Origin of the sequence: Belnapia sp. F-4-1 (assembly GCF_000802185.1) — a bacterium.
Taxonomy (GTDB): Bacteria; Pseudomonadota; Alphaproteobacteria; order Acetobacterales; family Acetobacteraceae; genus Belnapia.
Genome location: NZ_KN676113.1, coordinates 4,379,284 through 4,399,153, shown reverse-complemented (window position 1 = coordinate 4,399,153; position 19,870 = coordinate 4,379,284). Strand labels below are relative to the sequence as shown.

General features: G+C 71.3%; 24 protein-coding genes and 2 tRNA genes. 14 read left to right on the top strand and 12 right to left on the bottom strand.

Annotated features, from left to right (window positions below; translation table 11 throughout):
- The first annotated feature begins 41 nt into the window (after positions 1-41).
- Entirely contained in the window at positions 42-701 is a 660-nt protein-coding gene (locus LH62_RS20860) for a DsbA family oxidoreductase (protein ID WP_201445559.1), read from the top strand.
- Here LH62_RS20860 and LH62_RS20855 read toward each other — a convergent pair.
- Entirely contained in the window at positions 698-1,708 is a 1,011-nt protein-coding gene (locus LH62_RS20855; RefSeq protein WP_043363941.1) for an aldo/keto reductase, read from the bottom strand. The two genes, LH62_RS20860 and LH62_RS20855, sit on opposite strands and share 4 nt — an antisense overlap.
- A 47-nt stretch (positions 1,709-1,755) precedes the next feature.
- Positions 1,756-3,015, bottom strand: a complete 1,260-nt coding sequence (locus LH62_RS20850) for a D-amino acid dehydrogenase (protein ID WP_043363940.1) — start codon at positions 3,013-3,015, stop codon at positions 1,756-1,758.
- Between the two features lie 130 nt (positions 3,016-3,145).
- Between LH62_RS20850 and LH62_RS20845 the strand changes: the two genes are divergently transcribed.
- Genes LH62_RS20845 through LH62_RS20835 form a run of 3 tightly spaced genes read left to right on the top strand, consistent with a single transcriptional unit; the run spans position 3,146 to position 4,809 of the window.
- Positions 3,146-3,598 carry an Lrp/AsnC family transcriptional regulator gene (locus LH62_RS20845; RefSeq protein ID WP_043366290.1) on the top strand — a complete coding sequence of 151 codons (453 nt, stop codon included), beginning with the start codon at positions 3,146-3,148 and terminating at the stop codon, positions 3,596-3,598.
- Positions 3,595-4,458: an aldose 1-epimerase family protein gene (locus tag LH62_RS20840; RefSeq protein WP_043363939.1), complete on the top strand. Its 864-nt coding sequence runs from the start codon at positions 3,595-3,597 to the stop codon at positions 4,456-4,458. The genes LH62_RS20845 and LH62_RS20840 overlap by 4 nt, the downstream gene beginning before the upstream one ends.
- 6 nt (positions 4,459-4,464) lie before the next feature.
- Positions 4,465-4,809, top strand: a complete 345-nt coding sequence (locus LH62_RS20835) for an MmcQ/YjbR family DNA-binding protein (protein ID WP_043363937.1) — start codon at positions 4,465-4,467, stop codon at positions 4,807-4,809.
- A gap of 20 nt (positions 4,810-4,829) precedes the next feature.
- Here LH62_RS20835 and LH62_RS20830 read toward each other — a convergent pair.
- The 9 genes from LH62_RS20830 to LH62_RS30450 form a co-directional block, all read right to left on the bottom strand.
- A tRNA-Arg gene (locus LH62_RS20830) sits at positions 4,830-4,906 on the bottom strand.
- An 8-nt stretch (positions 4,907-4,914) separates the two neighbouring features.
- Positions 4,915-5,226 (bottom strand): ETC complex I subunit, encoded by a 312-nt coding sequence (locus LH62_RS20825; RefSeq protein WP_043363936.1) that lies wholly within the window; start codon positions 5,224-5,226, stop codon positions 4,915-4,917.
- 21 nt (positions 5,227-5,247) lie between these two features.
- Positions 5,248-5,321, bottom strand: a tRNA-Pro gene (locus LH62_RS20820).
- A gap of 54 nt (positions 5,322-5,375) precedes the next feature.
- Entirely contained in the window at positions 5,376-6,389 is a 1,014-nt protein-coding gene (locus LH62_RS20815; protein ID WP_236552592.1) for an amino acid ABC transporter substrate-binding protein, read from the bottom strand.
- A 10-nt stretch (positions 6,390-6,399) separates the two neighbouring features.
- On the bottom strand, positions 6,400-7,080 hold the full coding sequence (locus tag LH62_RS28615) for an NIPSNAP family protein (protein ID WP_052214754.1): 681 nt from the start codon (positions 7,078-7,080) through the stop codon (positions 6,400-6,402).
- Between the two features lie 65 nt (positions 7,081-7,145).
- Positions 7,146-7,391, bottom strand: a complete 246-nt coding sequence (locus tag LH62_RS20805) for a hypothetical protein (protein ID WP_043363935.1) — start codon at positions 7,389-7,391, stop codon at positions 7,146-7,148.
- A gap of 34 nt (positions 7,392-7,425) precedes the next feature.
- Complete coding sequence (locus LH62_RS20800) at positions 7,426-8,259, bottom strand: LLM class F420-dependent oxidoreductase (RefSeq protein WP_043363933.1); 834 nt, start codon at positions 8,257-8,259, stop codon at positions 7,426-7,428.
- 12 nt (positions 8,260-8,271) lie between these two features.
- On the bottom strand, positions 8,272-9,207 hold the full coding sequence (gene prpB / locus LH62_RS20795) for a methylisocitrate lyase (RefSeq protein WP_043363932.1): 936 nt from the start codon (positions 9,205-9,207) through the stop codon (positions 8,272-8,274).
- Positions 9,208-9,217: 10 nt separating this feature from the next.
- Entirely contained in the window at positions 9,218-9,310 is a 93-nt protein-coding gene (locus tag LH62_RS30450; protein WP_201445558.1) for a hypothetical protein, read from the bottom strand.
- 268 nt (positions 9,311-9,578) lie between these two features.
- Between LH62_RS30450 and LH62_RS20790 the strand changes: the two genes are divergently transcribed.
- From LH62_RS20790 to LH62_RS20765, 6 genes are read left to right on the top strand one after another with little or no spacing between them, the layout of a single operon-like run.
- Positions 9,579-10,388 carry a carbon monoxide dehydrogenase subunit G gene (locus tag LH62_RS20790; RefSeq protein ID WP_043363931.1) on the top strand — a complete coding sequence of 270 codons (810 nt, stop codon included), beginning with the start codon at positions 9,579-9,581 and terminating at the stop codon, positions 10,386-10,388.
- A complete protein-coding gene (locus LH62_RS20785) occupies positions 10,385-11,284 on the top strand; it encodes a MoxR family ATPase (protein WP_043363929.1) in 900 nt (299 codons plus the stop codon). The genes LH62_RS20790 and LH62_RS20785 overlap by 4 nt, the downstream gene beginning before the upstream one ends.
- Before the next feature lie 16 nt (positions 11,285-11,300).
- Positions 11,301-12,533 (top strand): VWA domain-containing protein, encoded by a 1,233-nt coding sequence (locus tag LH62_RS20780; protein ID WP_236552675.1) that lies wholly within the window; start codon positions 11,301-11,303, stop codon positions 12,531-12,533.
- Positions 12,530-12,850 carry an XdhC family protein gene (locus LH62_RS20775; RefSeq protein WP_043335283.1) on the top strand — a complete coding sequence of 107 codons (321 nt, stop codon included), beginning with the start codon at positions 12,530-12,532 and terminating at the stop codon, positions 12,848-12,850. The genes LH62_RS20780 and LH62_RS20775 overlap by 4 nt, the downstream gene beginning before the upstream one ends.
- Entirely contained in the window at positions 12,847-13,551 is a 705-nt protein-coding gene (locus tag LH62_RS20770) for an XdhC family protein (protein WP_043363927.1), read from the top strand. Before LH62_RS20775 ends, LH62_RS20770 begins: the two co-directional genes overlap by 4 nt.
- On the top strand, positions 13,548-15,191 hold the full coding sequence (locus LH62_RS20765) for an NTP transferase domain-containing protein (protein ID WP_043363926.1): 1,644 nt from the start codon (positions 13,548-13,550) through the stop codon (positions 15,189-15,191). The genes LH62_RS20770 and LH62_RS20765 overlap by 4 nt, the downstream gene beginning before the upstream one ends.
- Here the strand turns inward: LH62_RS20765 and LH62_RS20760 are convergent.
- Entirely contained in the window at positions 15,184-16,473 is a 1,290-nt protein-coding gene (locus tag LH62_RS20760; RefSeq protein ID WP_043363925.1) for an amidase, read from the bottom strand. The genes LH62_RS20765 and LH62_RS20760 overlap by 8 nt on opposite strands.
- A gap of 63 nt (positions 16,474-16,536) precedes the next feature.
- Between LH62_RS20760 and LH62_RS20755 the strand changes: the two genes are divergently transcribed.
- From LH62_RS20755 to LH62_RS20740, 4 genes are read left to right on the top strand one after another with little or no spacing between them, the layout of a single operon-like run.
- Complete coding sequence (locus LH62_RS20755; RefSeq protein ID WP_236552591.1) at positions 16,537-17,049, top strand: hypothetical protein; 513 nt, start codon at positions 16,537-16,539, stop codon at positions 17,047-17,049.
- A gap of 11 nt (positions 17,050-17,060) precedes the next feature.
- Complete coding sequence (locus tag LH62_RS20750) at positions 17,061-17,456, top strand: hypothetical protein (RefSeq protein ID WP_043363924.1); 396 nt, start codon at positions 17,061-17,063, stop codon at positions 17,454-17,456.
- Complete coding sequence (locus tag LH62_RS20745; RefSeq protein WP_082012694.1) at positions 17,456-18,706, top strand: MFS transporter; 1,251 nt, start codon at positions 17,456-17,458, stop codon at positions 18,704-18,706. Before LH62_RS20750 ends, LH62_RS20745 begins: the two co-directional genes overlap by 1 nt.
- 20 nt (positions 18,707-18,726) lie before the next feature.
- Positions 18,727-19,863 (top strand): alpha/beta hydrolase, encoded by a 1,137-nt coding sequence (locus LH62_RS20740; protein WP_043363922.1) that lies wholly within the window; start codon positions 18,727-18,729, stop codon positions 19,861-19,863.
- Positions 19,864-19,870 lie beyond the last annotated feature (7 nt).

Sequence of the window (19,870 nt, the reverse complement as noted above, 5' to 3'; positions counted from 1 at the left end):
GAGGCTTCGCCCGCACCGCTGCTTCGGCCTATGATGTGCTGGTGAACCTGCTCGCCCCGCCCCGCGCCCGGCTGCCCATCGAGGTGGTCTTCGACCTGGTCTGCCCCTGGTGCTTCCTCGGCATCCGGCGGCTGCGGCGAACCCTGCGCTCCCGCCCGGACGTGGCGGCGGAGCTGCTTTGGCGTCCCTTCCTGCTGAACCCGGACTTCGCCCCGCAGGGCGTGCCGCGGCAGGACTACCTCGTCCGCAAATTCGGCGGCGAGGACCGCGCGCGCCGCCTGCACGGCACCATCGCCGATCTCGGCCGGGCCGAGGGCATCGAATTCCGCTTCGACCGCATTCGCCGCGTTCCGCACTCGCTCGACGCCCACCGGCTGGTCCGCTGGGCCGGCCGCTTCGGCGCCGCCGATGCGTTGGTCGAGGCGATCTTCGAGGCCTATTTCACCGAGGGCGCCGATATCGGCGACGGCCATGTGCTCGCCACCCTCGCTGGCCAGCAGGGGCTCGACGCCCCCCTCGCCCGGCGCTTCCTCTCAACCGTCGCCGAGGTCGAGGCCGTCCACGCCGACAACCTCCGGGCCCACCGGCTTGGCATCAACGGCGTGCCCTGCTTCGTCGTCGCCGGCCGCAGCGCCATCGCCGGCGCCCAGGAGCCCGAGGTCCTGGAACGCCTGCTCGATATCGCCCTGGTCGAGAGCTAGCCGATCGCGGTCACCCGTCCCTCGATCGGATACTGCGGATCGTTGTACCCCGGCGTCGAAGGGTGTCCCGCCGGCACCAGCCGGTCGACCAGCGCCTCGTCTTCCGCCGTGAAGCGGTAGTCGAGCGCTGCCAGATAGTCCTCCAGATGCGCCTCGGTCCGCGGCCCGAGGATGCAGCCGGTGACGAGCCGGTTGTTCAGCACCCAGCCGATGGCGAAATGCACCGGCGTGGTCCCCACCCGCTCGGCATGCTCGCGGATCACCTGCGCGATCTCGAGCGACTCCGGCCGCAGCTCCGTCTCCAGCATCCGCTTGTCCTGCCGCGCCGCCCGGCTGCCCGCCTCGGGCTCCGCGCCCGGCCGGTACTTCGCCGTCAGCACCCCGCGCGCCAGCGGCGAATAGGGGAAGACGCCGAGCCCGTAATGCGCCGCAGCGGGGAGCTGCTCCACCTCCGGCTGCCGGTTCATCGCGTTGTAGTAGGGCTGTGAGACGACGGGCCGGTCGATGCCGAGATCGTCGCAAAGCCGGCAGATCTCCGCGATCCGCCAGGAGCGGTAGTTGGAGACGCCGAAATGCCGCAGCTTCCCCGCCCGCACGAGGTCGGCGATCGCCCGCACCGTCGTCTCCAGCGGCGTCGCATGGTCCTCCTTGTGGAGGTAGAGGATGTCGATGAAGTCGGTACCCAGCCGCCGGAGGCAGGCCTCCGCCCCCTGCATCACCCATTTGCGCGACAGCCCGCCCTCGTTGCGGCTCGGCCCGACCTTGTTGGCGATCTTCGTCGCCACCACCCAGTCATGCCGGCGCGCGGCGATGGCCTGCCCCACCACCTCCTCCGACCGGCCGCCGTTATAGGCATCCGCCGTGTCGAGGAAGTTGATCCCCGCCTCGGCGGCGCGCGCGATTAGCCGCGCGCTGGTCGCCGCATCGGTCGGCCCGCCGAACATCATGGTGCCGAGGCAGAGCCGGCTGACGCTGAGGCCGCTGCGGCCGAGGGTGCGGTATTCCATCGAAGCCTCCCGAAAGGCGGCCAGTCAGGCCGCCCCTCGGCGAGGCGTCAAGCCGCCGCGTAGCGGGTTAGCGCCAGGTCGCCGGAGTCGATCTCCGGCTCCCGCCCGGTGACGAGGTCCGCCAGCAGCCGGCCGCTGCCGCAGGCCATGGTCCAGCCGAGCGTCCCGTGGCCGGTGTTGAGGTGCAGGTTGCGGTACCGCGTCGGCCCCACCACCGGCGTCCCATCCGGCGTCATCGGCCTGAGGCCGGTCCAGAATTTCGCCTGCGCGATGTCCCCCCCGCGCGGGAAGAGATCGCCCACCGAATGCGCCAGCGTCTCCCGCCGCGGCCCGCGCAGCTTCAGGTTGAACCCCGCCAGCTCCGCCGTCCCGCCGACGCGGATGCGGTCTCCGAGCCGGGTGATCGCCACCTTGTAGGTCTCGTCCATCACGGTGGAGACCGGCGCTCCCGCCTCCTCGGTGACCGGCAGCGTCAGCGAATAGCCCTTCACCGGATAGACCGGCACATTGACACCGAGCGGCCGCAGCAGCGCCGTCGAATAGCTCCCCAGCGCCACCACATAGGCATCCGCCGTCACCCGCCCCTGGTCGGTGACGACGCCGGTGACGCGGTCCCCCTCGCTCTCGATCCCCTTGATGGTCACGCCCTGGCGGAACTCCACCCCCGCCGCCGCCGCCATTTCGGCCAGCCGCTGGGTGAAGACATGCGCATCGCCCGTCTCGTCCCCAGGCAGGCGCAGCCCTCCGACGAATTTCCCCTCGACCAGCCCAAGCGCCGGCTCCGCGCCGACGCAACCCTTCGGGTCGAGCAGCTCATAGGGCACCTGGAAGGCATCGAGCACGGCGGTGTCGCCACTCACTGCGTCGAGCTGCTTCTGCGTGCGGAAGAGCTGCAAGGTGCCCTGCATCCGCTGGTCATAGGCGATGCCCGTCTCGTCCCGCAGGTCGCGCAGGCAGTCCCGGCTGTACTCGGCGAGGCGGACCATGCGCGCCTTGTTGGTCGCATAGGCATCCTCGGTGCAATTGGCGAGCATGCGCGCCAGCCAGGGATAGAGCCCGCCCTTCGCCTGCGGCCAGAAGACCAGCGGCCGGTGCCGCATCATCAACCACTTCAGCGCCTTGACCGGGATGCCCGGCCCCGCCCATGGGGCGGAGTAGCCCGGCGAGACCTGCCCCGCATTGGCGAAGCTCGTTTCCATGCCGGCGGCCGGCTGGCGGTCGATCACCGTCACCTGATGGCCGGCCCGCGAGAGATACCAGGCGCTGGTCACTCCGACCACGCCGCTGCCGAGCACCACAACGCGCATCGCCGCCTCCGCCGATTTTATCCATCGAGACTACGCAGCGGCTTATGCGAATTTCACGCCAGACCCTCGCAGCCCCTGCCACTCGGAGGCGGAATGGCGCATGATCTGCGGCCAATTCGCAGATTCTTCGATGCACACCCTGGACGACACCGACCGCGCCCTCCTCCGCCTGCTCCGCACCGATGGTCGCATGAGCAATGCCGACCTCGCCGTGGCCGTCGGCCTCTCCCCCTCCGCCTGCCTCCGCCGCGTTCGGCTGCTGGAGCATCGCGGCATCATCCGCGGCTACACCGCGCTGATCGAGGAGGCGGCGCCGCGCGACCTCGTGGTGGTGATCGTCCAGATCACCCTCGACCGCCAGACCGACGAGCACCTGAAGCGCTTCGAGGAGGCGGTGCGCCGTTGCCCCGAGGTGCGGGAGTGCTACCTGATGACCGGCATCGCCGACTATCTGTTGCGGGTGGAAGCACGCGACGCCGCGGATTACGAACGCATCCACAAGGAGGCGCTGTCGCGCATGCCGGGCGTCGCCCGCATCCAGTCGAGCTTCGCCATCCGCACCGTCATCCGGGGGACCGCATGATCCAGATCGTCAGCGACGCGCTCACTGCCGCCATCAAGCCCGAGGGCGCCGAGCTTTGCCGGTTGCAGGATGCCGCCGGCCGCGACTTCCTCTGGGATGCCGGCCCCGCCTGGCCGCGCCACGCGCCGGTGCTCTTCCCCATCGTCGGCCGCCTCGCGGGCGATGGGCTCAACCATGCCGGCCGCCGCTACCCCATGCGCCAGCACGGCTTCGCCCGCGACCGAACCTTCACCCTGATCGACCAGGCCCCCGACCGCTGCGCCTTCCGCCTCACCGACGATGAGGCGAGCCGCGCCGCCTATCCCTTCGCCTTCGCCCTCGAGATCCGCTACGCCGTCACGGGCCTCCGTCTCGCGGTCGAGTACCGCCTCTCCAACCCCGGCACGGAGCCCCTGCCCGCCTCGCTCGGTGCCCATCCCGCTTTCCGCTGGCCGCTGCCCGGCGCCGGGGGCCGCCCCCACAGCCTCACCTTCGAGACCGACGAACCCGCCCCCATCCGCCGCCTGCAGGATGGCCTCCTCCTCCCCGAGCCGCAGCTGAGCCCGATCGAGGGCCGCCGCCTCGCCCTCTCGCCCGCGCTCTTCGACGCCGACGCGATGATCCTCGATCAGCCCCGCAGCCGCGCCCTCGACTACGGCGCCGAGTGCGGCCCCACCCTCCGCTTCGCCTTCCGGGGCTTCCCCTATCTCGGCCTCTGGTCGAAGCCGGGAGGCGCCGACTTCCTCTGCATCGAGCCCTGGCAGGGCTTCGCCAGCCCGCTCGGTTGGGACGGGGAGTTCGCGGAGAAGCCCGGCCTCGTCACCCTTCCCCCCGGCGGCGAGTTCCTCGCCGGCTGGTCGGTCGACGTCGCCGCGGGCTAGACCGGCATGGCCAGCAGCGAAGACCTCCGCCGCATCGCCCTCTCCCTCGAGGGGACCGTGGAGGCGCCTCACTTCGACCGCACGGCCTTCAAGGCCCGGCGCATCTACGCCACCCTTGCCGCCGACGGCCGCACCACGAATCTCCGGTTCACGCCGGAGTTGCAGGAATTCAAATGCATGATGGCGCCGCAGGCCTTCGCCCCGGTGCCGAATGGCTGGGGCCGCCGCGGCGCCACCACCGCCATCCTCGCCCATCTCACCGAGGCGGAGCTGGAGGAGGCGCTGCGCACCGCCTGGAGCCTCGCCGCCGCACCCGGGCCGCGCCAGCCCCGGCGCCGCCCGGCCTCCTGACCATCGGATATCGGGGAAGGTGGCGCGCCCGGCGGGATTCGAACCCACGACCACACGCTTAGAAGGCGCGTGCTCTATCCAGCTGAGCTACGGGCGCAATCGGGTTCAGTGCGTCCAGTTCTCGGGCCGGCCGAAGCGGAAGTTGTCCGCATAGACCTTCGCCTTGATGCGGACCGGCTTCGGCTCCTCGACCTCGTAGGGGATGCCGTTCGCCTCGGCATAGGCGATCGCATCCTCCTTGCTGTCGAAATTGAGGCTCACCTGCGCATTGGTGTCGCCCGAGCCGGCCCAGCCCATCAGCGGGTCGAGCCGCTGCCGCTCGCCCGGCTCATAGGCCAGGGTCCAGCCCTGGGAACGCCCGCGGCCGGACTGCATGTGGGAGCGAGGCATGACGAAGATGCGGGCAAGCTGCGGCATAGGGCACCCTTGTTGCAGGTATCGGGGCGAGAGGATTCGAACCTCCGACCCTCTGCTCCCAAAGCAGATGCGCTACCAGACTGCGCCACGCCCCGACTTGGGCGGGAAACTAGGCCGTCCCCCGCCCCACGGCAACAGGAGAGGCGCGTCTACCGCATCGGCCAGGAATACATCAGCCCGCCATCGGTCCAGAGCCGGTTCAGCCCCCGCTCCAGCCCGATCGGCGTCTGCGGCCCGAGATTGCGCTCGAACAGCTCGCCGTAATTTCCGATCGCCTTGATGGCATTCACCGCCCAGGCCGGATCGAGCTTCAGCGAATTGCCGAGCACCGGATCGACTCCGAGCAACCGTCGGATATCCGGATTGGGGCTGCCCCGCATCTGCTCCAGATTGCGGCTGGTGACGCCCAGCTCCTCCGCCTGGATCAGCGCCGAGAGGGTCCAGCGCACCACGTCGAACCATTCCTGGTCGTCGCGCCGCACCACCGGCCCATAGGGCTCCTTGCTGAAGCGCTCCGGCAGGATCACGAAATTGGCCGGATTGGTGAACTGGCTCCGCAGCGCCGCCAGCTGCGTCGCATCCGTGCCGATGGCGTCGCACCGGCCGGATTGCAGCGCCGTCGCATTGTCCTGCATCCGCTCCTGCAGCAGCGGCGTGAAGCGCAGGTTGTTGGTGCGGAACCAGTCCGTCGTCACCAGCTCGTTCGTTGTCCCCGGCGAGAGGCAGATGGTCATGCCATCCATCCCCTTCGGCTCGGTGACGCCGGCATCCTTCCGTACCATGAAGCCATGGCCGTCATAGAGGTTGGCGGCGACCATGCGCAGGCCGAGCGAGGTGTCGCGCGTCATCGTCAGCGTCGTCTGGCGGATCAGCACGTCGATCTCGCCCGATTGCAGCGCGGTGAAGCGCTGCACCGCGGTCAGCGGCACGAAGCGCACCTTGGCTGGGTCGCCGAAGACGGCCGCGGCGAGGCCGCGGCAGAGATCGGCATCCATCCCGCGCCAGACGCCCTGGCTGTCGGGCAGGGAGAAGCCGGCGACGCCGACATTGACGCCGCAGTTAAGCACGCCGCGGGCCTTGACCGCGTCGAAGGTCTGCCCCGCCTCCGCAGCGCCGGCGAGGCCGAGCGCGAGGGCCGCGCCGGCCAGCATCTTCTTCAGCATGGACCGGGCCTCAGCGGATCGGGGAGAAGGGGGTGGGCTTCAGCACCATCGTCGTCTGTTGCTTCAGCGCGCCGAGCGGCGCCGTCGCCTTCTGGAACTCCGCCCAGCCGGGGTCGGCCGCCATCGCCGTCCGCCGCTTGTCGCGGTCGCCGAGCGAGTTGTAGGCCCAGGCGAAGACGGCCTGGTTGATCGGCCCGCACTCGGTCACGGCGAACCAGAGCAGCTGGCCGAGCAGCCGGTCCTGCACCGGCTTGCCGAGGTCGCGATAGGCGTCGATCCAGGCCTGCGCCTTGCCGGGGTGGAAGTCGTAGGTCCGGTGATCGACCCACATCTCCCCGCCCTCGATCTTGCGCTCGAAGGGCTGGCCGACCTTCTGCAGGGGCGAGAAGGGCACGGTCTTCAGCAGCTTCGCTTCCTGCGCCATGAGCGCGCCGCTGTCGCGCCCCTCCTTGAGGAAGCGCTGCCACTCCGGGTCGGCATCGCGCCGGCCCATGCCGCGCTCGCGCTCGTCGATGTCGTCGAAGCCGCGAACGAAGAGGACGCGGTTGATCTGGCCAAACTCCACGGTGAACATGCCGATCAGCGGCGTCAGCGTGCGGGAGGAGGCCGGGCCGCCGATATCCCGGTAGAGGGCCAGCCAGGCGGGCAGCTTGCCCGGATGCATGGTGTAGATGCGTTGCTCGAGGAACATGGGCTCTTCCCTCCCGTCAGGATTGGCGGAGTGCCGCATGTCCGGGCGCCGCGGTCAATCCGGCCTCAGCGCCCGGCTTCCGCCTCCGGCAGGCTGGCCCCGACCTGCCGCGCGCCTGCCTCCGTCACCTGGAACAGCACCAGCCCCGCCGGCGTGGCGGCGCCGCGCTGCATCAGCCCGCGCTCGACCAGCCGCCGGGCCACCGGGTCGTCGCCCGGGGCGGGGTAGTGGTTGCGATAGGGTCTGGCGGCGCGATCAAGGCCGAGGGCCTGGCGGAGCGCATCGCCTTCTTCGGGGTCGAGAAGGGGCATATCGGGCCAATGCCCCGCCCCTGCCCGGGTTCCCTCAGGCGAGCGGCGCCAACTCGTCGAGCCGGCGGAGGATGCCGTCACGGTCGAGGTCAGGCACTTCCAGCAGCACCCGCTCGATCCCCGCCTCGCGGTAGGCGTCGAGCTTCCCGGCCTCCGGCGGCGCCCGGAAGACGGTGATGGTGAGGCTGGCCGGGTCCCGCCCCGCCCCCTCCGCCGCCCGCCGCAGCCGCTCGCGCGCCACCTTCGGGTCGAAGTCGCCCCCCGCCCGCGGAAACCAGCCCTGGCAGAAGGCCGCGACGCGCTTCAGCGTGTAATCCGTCTCGCCGCCGAGCAGCACCGGTGGATGCGGCCGCTGCACCGGCTTCGGATAGCACCAGACCGGATCGAAGTCGACGAACTCCCCATGGAAGCTCGCCTCCTCCTCCGTCCAGAGCGCCTGCATCGCCCGAATGCGCTCCTCCATCAGCCTGAAGCGCGTCGGGTAGCGCGCCCCGTGATTCTCCATCTCCTCGACATTCCACCCGCCACCGACGCCGAAGACGAAGCGCCCGCCCGACAGCCGGTCGAGGCTGGCGACGGACTTGGCGGTGATGATCGGGTCCCGCTGCGGCACCAGGCAGACGCCGGTGCCGAGCAGCAGCGTCTTGGTCGCCGCCGCCGCGAAGCTCAGCGCGACGAAGGGATCATGCGTGTGCTTGTACCGCCGCGGCAGTTCGCCCCCGCCAGGGAAGGGCGAGCGCCGGCTGACCGGGATATGCGTATGCTCGCAGAGAAAGAGCGAGTCGAAGCCCCGCTCCTCCAGTGCCCGGGCCAGCTCCCCGGTCTCGATCCCGTATTCCGTCGGGAAGTAGAAGACGCCCGTGCGCATCGTGCTCTCCCCTTACCGCTGCGGCATCGCCGTCGGGATGACGGTCTGGATCAGGCTGCTGTCGAGCGCCTCGTAGGCATGCAGGTTGATGACGTCATACAGCTCCGCCCGCGTCTGCATCCGATCGACCAGCTCGTGCGTCCCGCCATTCTCGCGGATCGACTGGAACAGCTCCTCCATCGCCTTGTTGGCGACGCGCGCGGCGGAGACCGGCCAGATCACCATCTGGTAGCCCATCTCCTCGAATTCCTGCGCGGTGAAGAAGGGCGTGCGGCCGAACTCCGTCATGTTCGCCAGCAGCTTCACCTCGGGGTAGCCCTCGGCCCGGATGCGGCGCGAGAATTCCGTGAACATCTCCCGGCTGTTCAGCGCCTCGGGGAAGATCGCATCCGCCCCGCTGTCGAGGTAGAGCTTGGCCCGCGCCAGCGCCCCGTCCATCCCTTCGCTGGCCGCAGCATCGGTCCGCGCGATGATGTAGAGGTGCCGTCGCGCCTTCCGCGCCGCCGCCACCTTGGCCGCCATGTCGTGCGCGTCGGCCATCTTCTTGTCGTTCAGATGGCCGCACTTCTTCGGCAGCAGCTGGTCCTCGAGATGCACCGCCGCCGCCCCCGCATCCTCGAAGGTGCGCACCATGTGCATCACGTTCAGCGCTTCGCCATAGCCGGTATCGCCATCGACCAGCAGCGGCAGCGCCGTGGCCCGCGCGATCTGGCGGATATGGAAGGCGACCTCATCGACCGTGATCATCCCGAGGTCGGGGATACCCATGGAGAGCGTCATCGCAGCCCCCGAAAGGTAGAGCCCCTCGAACCCCGCCTTTTTCGCCAGCAGCCCGGCCATGCCGTTATGCGCGCCGGGCAGCTGGAGGATCTGCTTCCGCTCCAGCAGCCGGGCGAAGCGGTGGCCGGCGGGCTCTTCCGGGTTGTCGGCGCCGATGACGTAGGGCATGGGGGGTTCCTCAGCGGAAGAAGACGAAGGGCGCCAGGATGAAGGTCGGCACGAGAAAGGCAACCGCCCAGCCGCAATAGCCGAAAGGACCCGGCATCCGCACCCCTCTGCGCCTCGACGAAAGCTATCGGTCCCCACGAGAGCCGCCCGTCGGACAGCGAGGCCTACGCCCCCGCCCCTCCACCATCCACCCCCGGCCAGATCCCCCGCCTCCTCGGGCTAGGCCATCTCCGCCGCCAGGAGGTTGAACCCGCCCCGATCGCCCTGCGTTGCCACCGGGCATTGAACGGAGCCCCTCCCGGACCGATACGGGGTGGGGTTCCCCTCACCCGGCCCGGCCACTAAGGTCCGCGAAAACCCAGGAGACACGCATGGAAATGACCGGCGAGCGGCGCATCCCCGCGCCGCGCCAGCAAGTCTGGGAAGCCCTGAACGACCCGCAGGTCCTCCAGGCCTCCATCCCCGGCTGCGAATCGGTCGAGCGGGTCGGCGACGACCAGTTCCAGGCCAAGGTGGCGCTAAAGCTCGGCCCGATGTCGGCCAAGTTTGGCGGCAAGGTGAAGCTCGAGAACCTCAACCCGCCGGCCAGCTATACCATCAGCGGCGAAGGCAATGGCGGCGCCATGGGCTTCGCCAAGGGCGGCGCCGATGTCGCGCTGGAGGAGGTTGGTCCCTCCGAGACGCTGCTCACCTACAATGTGAAGGCGCAGGTCGGCGGCAAGATGGCCCAGCTCGGTGGGCGGCTGATCGACAGCACCGCGAAGCAGATGGCCGACCAGTTCTTCAACCGCTTCGCCGCCCAGCTCACCCCGGCGCCCGAGCCGGAACCTGCGATGGCTGAGCCTGCGATGGCCGCGCCCGCCGGGGCCGAGGCCGCTGGAGCCAAGCCCGACACGACCAACCTCGCCGCCGCCAGCGCCGAGATCCGCGCCCCTGCCCGGTCCGGCACGGATACCGAATACCTGCGCGACGCCGGCGGCCCCGGCCCGCTCACCCAGCATGGCGCGGACGGCACCAGCGCCGCCGGCAAGCCCGTCCACCGTCCCAACCCGCGCCCGGTCGACCCGGTAGCGGTCCAGCCGCTCCGGCTGCTCGGCTCCTTCCAGCCCTTCGGTCTGCCGCTGCAATTCTGGGGCGGCTGCGCGGTGATGCTGGTCATCCTGGCGCTGCTCTTCCTGTGAGCGACATCCCGGGGAGCGTCGAGGCCACCCAGCAGCTGCTCGGCGCCGGCGGCTATGTCGCCGACCGGGCGCTCTCGACCACGGTGCATCTCGCGCTGCGGATGGGCCGGCCGCTCTTTCTCGAGGGCGAGCCCGGCACCGGCAAGACCGAGATCGCCAAGGTCCTGGCCGGCGGCCTGCCCCGCCGGCTGGTCCGCCTGCAATGCTATGACGGGCTCGACCTCGGCGCCGCTGCCTACGAGTGGAACCACGCCAAGCAGCTCATCTCCATCCGCCTCGCCGAGGCGAGCGGCGAGACGACGGACCGCGAGGCGCTGGAGCGCGGGATCTATGACCGCCGTTTCCTCCAGGAGCGACCGCTGCTCCAGGCCCTCAGCCCCGAGGGTGGGCCGGCGGTGCTGCTGATCGACGAGCTCGACCGCGCCGACGAGCCCTTCGAGGCCTTCCTTCTGGAGCTGCTGGCCGATTTTCAGCTTTCCATCCCGGAATACGGCACGGTGAAGGCCAAGGTCCCGCCCGTCGTCATCATCACCAGCAACCGCACGCGCGAGGTGCACGACGCCATCCGCCGCCGCTGCCTCTACCACTGGGTCGATTACCCCGACGCCGTCCGCGAACGCGCCATTCTGAAGATCCGCGCCCCGCACGTGCCCGAGGCGCTTTCGGCCCAGGTCGTAGCCTTCGTGCAGCGGCTGCGCGGCGGCGAATACTTCAAGCTGCCCGGCGTCGCCGAGACCATCGACTGGGCCTCGGCCCTGGCCGCACTCGACGCCACCGAGCTGGAGCCGGCCGCCGTCGACGAAACCCTCGGCGTGCTGCTGAAGTACCAGGACGACATCGCCAAGCTTCGCGGTGCCGAGGCCGCGAAGCTGGTCGCCGAGGCGAAGGCCGCGTGACCACCGCATGAGCGACATGCCCGGCAATCTCGGCCAGGCGATGCAGCTCGCCAGCGCCGGCATCGGCGCCGGCCGCGGCGCGCTGGCGGGCAACCTGCTCGCCTTCGGCCGGCTGCTGCGCCGCGCCGGCCTGCGGGTCGGCACCGCCGATCTGCTGGCCGCCGGCGAAGCCCTGCGGCTGATCGATATCGGCGACCGGCGCCAGGTGCATGCGGCGCTGCGCGGCGTCCTGGTCCACAGCCGCGACGGCTTCGAGATCTTCGACCAGGCCTTCCTGCTGTTCTGGCGCGACCCGGAGGCGGGCCGCAACGCTGCCGCCATGGCGATGCTCGACGGCTTCAAGGAGCGCGACAAGCCGCCGCCCGCGAGCCGCCGCCTTGCCGAGGCAATGACGCCCCCGCCGCAAACCCCGACCCCGCCTCAGCCGCCGGAGGAACGCCCTCCGGTCGAGGTGGCGATGACGGTGAGCGAGCGCGAACGCCTGCAGACGATGGATTTCGAGGCCATGTCGGCCACCGAGATCGCCGCCGCCAAGCAGGAGATCCGTCGTCTCGTCCTGCCGCTGGACGAGCGACCCACGCGCCGCTTCCGCCCCGACCCAACGGGACCCCGGACCGACCTCCGCGCCACCTTGCGCGAGAGCCTGCGCATGGGCGGCGAGATCATGAGCATCGAGCGCCGCCGCCGCGTCGTGCGCCCGCCGCCGCTGGTCGCGCTCTGCGACATCTCCGGCAGCATGTCGCGCTATGCCCAGGTGCTGCTGCACTTCCTGCATGCGGTGACGAACGACCGCGACCGCGTCAGCTCCTTCCTCTTCGGCACGCGCCTGACCAACGTCACCCGCCAGTTGAAGAGCCGCGACGCCGAGGTTGCCTTCGAGCTCGTCTCCCACATCGTCCCCGACTGGTCCGGCGGCACCCGCATCGGTGAGAGCATCGAGCTGTTCAACCGCCTCTGGTCGCGCCGTGTGCTCGGCCAGGGCGCCGTCGTGCTGCTCATCACCGATGGCCTCGACCGCGAGGGCGCCAAGGGTCTCGCCGAAGCGACGGACCGCCTCCGCCGTTCCTGCCGCCGACTGATCTGGCTGAACCCCCTGTTGCGCTGGGAGGGCTTCCAACCCAGATCACAGGGCATCCGGGCGATGCTGCCGCATGTCGACGAATTCCGCCCGGTCCACAACCTGCAAAGCCTGCGCGCCCTGGTGGCGACGCTGAGCGGGCCGCAGCCGGCAAGGAGAAATGCCGCATGAGCGATTCGGAAGACGTGCTGGCCACCGCCGCCGCCTGGCGCGCGGCCGGCGAACCGGTGGCAATCGCCACCGTCGTCGAAACCTGGGGCAGCTCGCCCCGCCCGGCCGGCTCGCGCCTGGCCGTCAGCGCCTCCGGCCGGCTCGCCGGCAGCGTCTCCGGCGGCTGCATCGAGGGCGCCGTGGCCGATGCCGCGAAGCAAACCATGACCACTGGCACCCCCCAGCTCCTCGATTTCGGCATCTCCGACGAGCGCGCCTGGGAAGTCGGCCTCGCCTGCGGCGGCAAGCTGAAGGTCTTCGTGGAGAAGCTCTCGTGACTCCCGAGGTCCTCGCCGCCCTGGAAGCGGCGAAATCGGCCAAGCGCCCCGTCGCCCTGCTGACCCGCCTCTCGGACGGCACCCAGCATCTCTGGCCCGGCTCCGACCTCCCCGCCCCCCTCGCCGAAGCCGCCGCCAAGGCCCTGGAGGAGGACGCTGCCGCCAACCTCACCCAGGATGGCGAGGCCTGGTTCATTCACCCGCACAACCCGCCCCTGCGGCTGATCGTCGTCGGCGCCGTCCATATTGCCCAGGCCCTGGTGCCCATGGCGCTCGCCGCCGGTTATGCGGTGACGGTCGTCGACCCCCGCCGCGCCTGGGCCACCGCCGAGCGCTTTCCCGGCATTACCCTGATCCATGAGTGGACCGACGACGCCGTCGCCGCCCTCGCCCCCGATGCCCGCAGCGCGGTGGTCACCCTGACCCACGACCCCAAGCTCGACGACCCCGCCCTCGAAGCCGCGCTCACATCCGACTGCTTCTACATCGGTGCCCTCGGCAGCCGCCGCACGCATGCCAAGCGCGTCGCCCGCCTCACCGAGGCCGGCCACTCCGCCGAGGCCATCGCCCGCATCCACGCCCCCGTCGGCCTCAACATCGAGGCGGTGACGGCGCCCGAGATCGCGCTTTCCATCCTCGCCGAGGTGGTCGCCACCCGCCGTGGCGCAGCTCTCGCACAGCGTCCGGCGCTCGCCGCATGATCTTCGGGCCGACTCCGCTCGACGAGGCGCGCGGCGCCGTCCTCGCCCATACCGTCCGCCTGCCTGGCAAGGTGCTGAAGAAAGGTACCGTCCTCGACCAAGCCGCTATCGCCGCGCTCCAGGCCGCCGGCCATGGCAACGTCATCGCTGCCCGGCTCGAGCCCGGCGAGGTGCCGGAGGACGAGGCCGCCGACCGCCTCGCCAATGCGCTGATGGGCCCGCTCCTCGCCCGCTCCCGCGCCTCCACCGGCCGGGTCAACGTCCTGGCCGATGCCGCCGGGCTGCTGGTGGTGGACGCCACGACCGTCAACCGCCTCAATGCCCTCGACGAATCGCTGACCGTTGCCACCCTCGCCTCGCACATCCCCGTCTCGGCGAAGGAGATGCTGGCGACCATCAAGGTCATCCCATTCGCCACCCCCGGTTCGGTGCTGGAGGTGGCGGAGCTGATCGCCCGCAGCGGCCCGCCCGCCCTCTCCCTCCACCCCTTCCGCCCGCTGAAGGTCGGCCTGGTGCTGACCGAGCTGCCCGGCGTGAAGGAGAGCGTGATGGAAGGCGCCATCGAGGCGACGCGCGACCGCGTCGAGGCCCTTTGTGGCACTCTTCTCCCGCCGGAGCGCACCCGCCACGAAACCCAGGCCATCTCCGACGCGCTGAACCGCCTGCGCCGCGCCGGCGCCGAGCTGCTGCTCGTCGCCGGCGCCTCCGCGGTGGTCGACCGGCGCGATGTCGGCCCCGCCGGCATCGTCCGCTCCGGCGGCGCCATCGACCATTTCGGCATGCCGGTCGATCCCGGCAACCTGATCTGCCTCGGCCATATCGACGACATCCCGGCCCTCGTCCTGCCCGGCTGCGCCAAGTCGCCCAAGCTGAACGGCATCGACTGGGTGCTGCAGCGCCTCTTCGCCGGCCTGCCGGTGACGGCGCGGGACGTCATGGGCATGGGCGTCGGCGGGCTGCTGAAGGAGATGGAGGCCCGCCCGCTGCCGCGCGACCAAGCGCCCCAGGCCGCGACGGTCACCCCGCGCCGCGGCCGCAAGGTCGCCGCCCTGGTGCTGGCCGCCGGGCGCAGCCGCCGCATGGCCCCCCTCAACAAGCTCCTGGTGCAGGACGACCAGGGCACGCCGATGGTCGCACGGGTGGTGGACAATGCGCTGGCCTCCCGCGCCCGCCCCGTCGTCGTCGTCACCGGCTACGAGCATGAGCGGGTGGAGGCGGCGCTCGCCGGCCGCGCCGTGATCCTCGCCCATGCCGAGGATTATGCCGAGGGCCTCTCCGCCAGCCTCAAGGCCGGGCTCGCCGCGTTGCCGAAGGATATCGACGGCGTTGTCATCTGCCTTGGCGACATGCCCCTCGTTGCCGGCCCCATGATTGACCGTCTGCTCGCCGCATTTGACCCGGAGGAGGGCCGCGCCATCGTCATGCCGACCTTCCGCGGCAAGCAAGGCAACCCGATGCTCTGGGCCATGGAATTCCTGCCTGAGATGATGACGATCAGCGGCGATGTCGGCGCCCGCCACTTGGCCGGCAAGCATGCCGACCGCGTCGCCGAGGTGGAGATGGCCGATGACGCTGTCCTCCGCGACTTCGACACCACGGACGCGCTGAAGAAGGCGCCGGGCTTCGAGAAGGTCAGGTAGCGGCCGCGCGAACCCACTCCGCCCAGGCCAGCGCCTCCCGGTCCTGGCCGAAGCCGGCAACCAGCTGCGCCCCAAGCGGCAGCCCCTGCGGCCCGGTGCCGGTCGGCACCGTCACGCAGGGGACGTGCAGCAGGGTCCAGAGCGAGTTGAAGGCCGGGTCTCCGGTCCAGCCGAGCCCCTCCGGCGCCTCGCCCGGGGCGCTCGGCGTCAGGATGGCATCGAACCCAGCCATCACCCCGGCGAAGGCCGCCCGCGCCACGGTGAAGGCGGCGCGTGCGTCCAGCAGCGCTGCCCGCCCCTTGCGGCTTCCCCAGTCCAGCCGCTCCCGCAACCCCTCGGTGAGCTGCGCTGCCGCGTGGTCGAGCTCCCAGCTCAGCGCCTCCGCCGTTTCACCGTTCATCACCAGCGCGTGCGCCTCGTAGCCGGCGAGGACCGCCGCCGGTAGATCGACGGCCTCCACCTGGGCCCCGGCCCGCGCCGCGGCGGCCGCGACCCGCTCGATCGCCTCCCGCGTCTCCGGCGCCGCCTGCTCCGCCGCCGGCCCCCAGCAAAGGCCGATCCGCGGTGCCCGCCCAGGCCGTTCCTCCGGCCTGCCGTAATCCCCGCCCGTCAGCCCCGCCATGGCCAGCGCCGCATCGCCCACGCTGCCGGCGATGACGCCGATCGTGTCGAGCGACTCCGCCATCACCTTCATCCCCGCCCGGTGCAGCGTACCGAAGGAGGGCTTGAACCCGACCGCCCCGCAATAGGCCGCCGGCCGGATGATGCTTCCCGCCGTCTGCGTCCCGAACCCGGCATGGAAGAACCCGGCCCCCGCCCCCGCCGCCGAACCGGAGGAGGAGCCGCCCGGCGTATGCGCCGGATTGTGCGGATTGGCCGTTGCCCCCGGATGCCGCGTGGCGAATTCCGTCGTGACCGTCTTGCCGAGGATCACCGCCCCAGCCCGCCGGGCGAGCGCGACGCAGGCGGCATCGGACCGCGGCCGGTGCCCCGCCCAGATCGGCGAACCGTATTGCGAGGGCTGGTCCGCCGTATCGAGCACATCCTTCACTCCGAAGGCGAGGCCGGCCAACGGCCCTGCCCGTCCCGCCTTCACCGCCTGGTCGACCGCCGCCGCCTGGCGCAGCGCCAGCGCCGGGTCGAGATGGACGAAGGCCCGGACCGCCGGCTCCCGCGCCGCGATCCGGGCGAGCAGCGCCTCGGTCAATGCGGTGGCGGAGAGGCGGCCGTCGCGGACGCGCCGGGTGGCCTCGGTGGCGGAGAGGGTCGAGGGATCGGTCATGATTTTAACCTTAAGGCGCAACGCCGCTGGCGCCAGCCCCTGGCCGCCCCCAGATTGAGGTCAATGCCCTTCCCCATCCGCGTGGCCGAGGCGCCGAACGGCGCGCTCACCTACGCCGTCCCCCTGCCGCCCGAGCGCCTGCCCCCGGTCGCCCCGCGCCAGCTCCTCGCCGCCTGGGAGCTGGCCCGCGAGGCCGCCGACCGCCAGCAATGGGGCAAGCCCCGCCGCCTGCTCTTCCCCCGCGCCGAGGGCGAGCCGATGGAGCTTGCCATCGCCGACCGCGACGCCGCCGCCTGGGCGGAGGCCATCGACTCGGCAGTGGGGCTGGACACCATCGGCGGCCTCAGCCTCTGCCTCCGCCTGCTTGCCCTCGTCGAGATCTTGGGCCGGGCGCCCTGGCTCACCGCCCTGTTCGCCGTCACCCGCCATGGAATCGACCTGCACCCCGCCCTGCTGTCCGCCGCGGCCGCCATGCCGCTGGACGGCGGGGCACGGTTCGACGAAACCGGTCTCCGTCGGCTATTGTCCCGGCCGCTGCCCGCGGGCGGCGCTCCGAGCCTGGGCCGCATCGCATGACGGATGACCTGATGACACGCCTTCTCTCCCTCGGCCTGCTCGCCCTCGTCGCCGCCTGCGCCAGCGGGCCGGACCCGGCCGTGGTGCCGCTGACGGTCAATGCGGCGCCGAGCCGCGCCGCCATCGCCCCCGGCCCCGGCGCCGTCCCCACCGTGCCGCCGCCGGGCGCCGCGCTGCGCGACCAGGCCGCGCTCGCGGCCGCCTGCCGGACCGATGCCGACCGCATCGTCACCTTCCGCGACCGCGGCCAGCTGATGCGCGAGGACGAGCGCGACGCCCGCATCGGCACCGATGCCAGCATCTATGCCCGCCGCAGCGAGACCGACCGGCTGGGCCGCATCTACGAGCGCGACCGCATCGCCGCCGACTGCGTGCAGGAGAACAGCCGGACCGCGCCGCAGCGCTGATGGCGTTCCGCGGCCTGGCCGCCTTCGGTGCGCTGGGCCGCGCCCTTTCGCACCGCGATGCGCGGCTGTTCTTCGGCGCCTCCCTCACTTCCTGGACCGGGCTCTGGGTCCATCAGATCGCCGTCGCCTGGCTGGCCTGGGAACTGACCAGGAGCGCCTTCTGGGTCGGCATGGTCGCCTTCTGCGACCTTGCGCCGGCCGTCATCTTCAGCCCCATCGCCGGCGCCGTCGCCGACCGGATGGACCGGGTGAAGCTCACCATGGCCTCCCAGGCGACCATCGCGCTAGAGGCGGCAACGATCGGCACGCTGCTCGCCACCGGCCACCTCTCCATCGGCCTGCTGCTCGCGCTGGAGGTGGCGAAGGGCACTGCCTCCTCCTTCGCCCAGCCGGCGCGGCAGAGCCTGATGCCCGGCCTCGTCCCGCGCGCGGATCTGCCGGCCGCCGTTGCGTGCAATTCCCTCTGCTACAACGTCGCCCGCTTCATCGGCCCCGCCATCGCCGGGCCCTTGATCGCCGCCGCCGGCGTCGTCCCCGCCGTCTTCCTCAACAGCCTCGCCTATCTCGCCGCGACACTGACCATGCCCAACCTCCGCGTCGAGGCGGCGCAGCGCCGCGGCCAGCCTTCGGGCGGCAGCGTTTTCGCCGACACCATCGCCGGCTTCCGCTATGCCGGGCGGCACCCGGGCATCGGCCCGCTTCTCGCCTTCGCTGCCGTGGCGGCTGTGCTGATGCGCGGCGTGCAGGAGATCCTTCCGCCCTTCGTCGAGCGCCTTTTCGCCCGCGGCGCCGATGGGCTGGCGATGCTGACCGCCTGCATCGGCATCGGCGCGCTCTTCGCCGGCCTCTGGGTGGCCGGCCGCGGTAAGCTCGAAGGCGCGGTGCCGCTCGCCATCGCTGCCGCCGCCTGCCAGGCGCTCTTCACGATCGGCTTCGTGGCGACGGGCCTCTTTCCCTTCGCCCTGGTCTGCGCCGCGCTCCTGGGCGCCAGTGCCTCGGTGCATGGCATCCTTGTCCAGACGCTGGTGCAGAACGCGGCCGACGCCTCGATGCGCGGCCGGGTGCTGAGCCTCTGGGGCATGATCACCCGCGCCTGCCCGGCGAGCGGCGCGCTGGCACTCGGCACGGCCGGCGAGGTCTTCGGCCTCCGCTGGCCGACCGTCGCCGCCATGCTGGCCGCGCTGCTGGTGGTGGGCTGGGGCTGGCAGCGAAAGCCTGCGATGGTGGCGGCGCTCGAGACGAGAAGCTGAAACCGGAGGAAGACGAAGCCATGGATGACCTGCCCCTGCCCGCTGGGATCAGCAGCCGCTTCCTCGACGGTATCAACGGCCTGCGCATGCACCTTCTCGAGGCCGGTGACCCCCGGGCGCCCTGCCTCCTGCTGCTGCACGGCTTCCCGGAACTCGCCTTTTCCTGGCGCAAGGTGATGCTGCCGCTGGCCGAGGGCGGTTACCACGTCGTCGCCCCCGACCAGCGCGGCTATGGCCGCACCACCGGCTGGAACGCCGACTACGACGGCGACCTCGCCCCCTTCCGCCCCTTCAACATCGTCCGCGACGCCATGGGCCTGCTTGCCGCCCTCGGCCATGACGGGGTGGAGGCGGTGATCGGCCACGATTTCGGCTCGCCCATGGCCGCCTGGTGCGCCCTGCTCCGCCCCGACCTGTTCCGCCGCGTCGTGCTGATGAGCGCTCCCTTCGGAGGCCCGCCCCCGCTCCAGGAAGGGGCGAAGCCCCGCCCCGCCACCCCCGACATCCACGCCGCGCTGGCCGCCCTGCCCCGCCCTCGCAAGCACTACCAGTGGCACTACTCGACCCGCGAAGCCAATGCCGAGATGCTGCACGCCCCGCAGGGCCTGCACGCCTTCCTCCGCGCCTACTACCACGCCAAGAGCGCCGACTGGCCCGACAACCGTCCCTTCCCCCTCGCCGCCTGGACCGCCGACGAACTGGCGAAACTCCCTGGCTACTACGTCATGGACCTTTCGAAGGGCATGGCCGAGCAGGTCGCCCCCGACATGCCCTCGCCAGCCTCCATCGCTGCCAACCGTTGGCTCCCCGAGGCGGAGCTCGCCGTCTATGCGGCGGAGTATGCCCGCACCGGCTTCCAGGGCGGCTTCCAATGGTACCGTTGCGGCACCTCCCGCCGCTTCGAGGCGGAGCACCAGCTGATGGCCGGCCGCCGCATCGCGCAGCCCTCGCTCTTCATCGCCGGCGCGAGCGACTGGGGCATCCGCCAGGTGCCTGGCGCGCTCGAGCGGATGCAGCGTGAGGCCTGCACCGACATGCGCGGCTGCCACCTGATTGAGGGCGCCGGCCATTGGGTGCAGCAGGAGCAGCCGGAGTGCACCGTCGCGCATCTGCTCGACTTCCTGAGCGGCAGCGGCACGGATAGTCTCCACCGCTGAAACGCAG

Bases quoted from the DNA above. Each gene is read 5' to 3' on its own strand.
- LH62_RS20855 (WP_043363941.1), bottom strand. From the start codon at position 1,708: ATGGAATACCGCACCCTCGGCCGCAGCGGCCTCAGCGTCAGCCGGCTC.
- LH62_RS20850 (WP_043363940.1), bottom strand. From the start codon at position 3,015: ATGCGCGTTGTGGTGCTCGGCAGCGGCGTGGTCGGAGTGACCAGCGCC.
- LH62_RS20845 (WP_043366290.1), top strand. From the start codon at position 3,146: ATGCACACCCTGGACGACACCGACCGCGCCCTCCTCCGCCTGCTCCGC.
- LH62_RS20840 (WP_043363939.1), top strand. From the start codon at position 3,595: ATGATCCAGATCGTCAGCGACGCGCTCACTGCCGCCATCAAGCCCGAG.
- LH62_RS20835 (WP_043363937.1), top strand. From the start codon at position 4,465: ATGGCCAGCAGCGAAGACCTCCGCCGCATCGCCCTCTCCCTCGAGGGG.
- LH62_RS20825 (WP_043363936.1), bottom strand. From the start codon at position 5,226: ATGCCGCAGCTTGCCCGCATCTTCGTCATGCCTCGCTCCCACATGCAG.
- LH62_RS20815 (WP_236552592.1), bottom strand. From the start codon at position 6,389: ATGCTGAAGAAGATGCTGGCCGGCGCGGCCCTCGCGCTCGGCCTCGCC.
- LH62_RS28615 (WP_052214754.1), bottom strand. From the start codon at position 7,080: ATGTTCCTCGAGCAACGCATCTACACCATGCATCCGGGCAAGCTGCCC.
- LH62_RS20805 (WP_043363935.1), bottom strand. From the start codon at position 7,391: ATGCCCCTTCTCGACCCCGAAGAAGGCGATGCGCTCCGCCAGGCCCTC.
- LH62_RS20800 (WP_043363933.1), bottom strand. From the start codon at position 8,259: ATGCGCACGGGCGTCTTCTACTTCCCGACGGAATACGGGATCGAGACC.
- prpB (WP_043363932.1), bottom strand. From the start codon at position 9,207: ATGCCCTACGTCATCGGCGCCGACAACCCGGAAGAGCCCGCCGGCCAC.
- LH62_RS20790 (WP_043363931.1), top strand. From the start codon at position 9,579: ATGGAAATGACCGGCGAGCGGCGCATCCCCGCGCCGCGCCAGCAAGTC.
- LH62_RS20780 (WP_236552675.1), top strand. From the start codon at position 11,301: ATGCCCGGCAATCTCGGCCAGGCGATGCAGCTCGCCAGCGCCGGCATC.
- LH62_RS20775 (WP_043335283.1), top strand. From the start codon at position 12,530: ATGAGCGATTCGGAAGACGTGCTGGCCACCGCCGCCGCCTGGCGCGCG.
- LH62_RS20765 (WP_043363926.1), top strand. From the start codon at position 13,548: ATGATCTTCGGGCCGACTCCGCTCGACGAGGCGCGCGGCGCCGTCCTC.
- LH62_RS20760 (WP_043363925.1), bottom strand. From the start codon at position 16,473: ATGACCGATCCCTCGACCCTCTCCGCCACCGAGGCCACCCGGCGCGTC.
- LH62_RS20755 (WP_236552591.1), top strand. From the start codon at position 16,537: ATGCCCTTCCCCATCCGCGTGGCCGAGGCGCCGAACGGCGCGCTCACC.
- LH62_RS20750 (WP_043363924.1), top strand. From the start codon at position 17,061: ATGACACGCCTTCTCTCCCTCGGCCTGCTCGCCCTCGTCGCCGCCTGC.
- LH62_RS20745 (WP_082012694.1), top strand. From the start codon at position 17,456: ATGGCGTTCCGCGGCCTGGCCGCCTTCGGTGCGCTGGGCCGCGCCCTT.
- LH62_RS20740 (WP_043363922.1), top strand. From the start codon at position 18,727: ATGGATGACCTGCCCCTGCCCGCTGGGATCAGCAGCCGCTTCCTCGAC.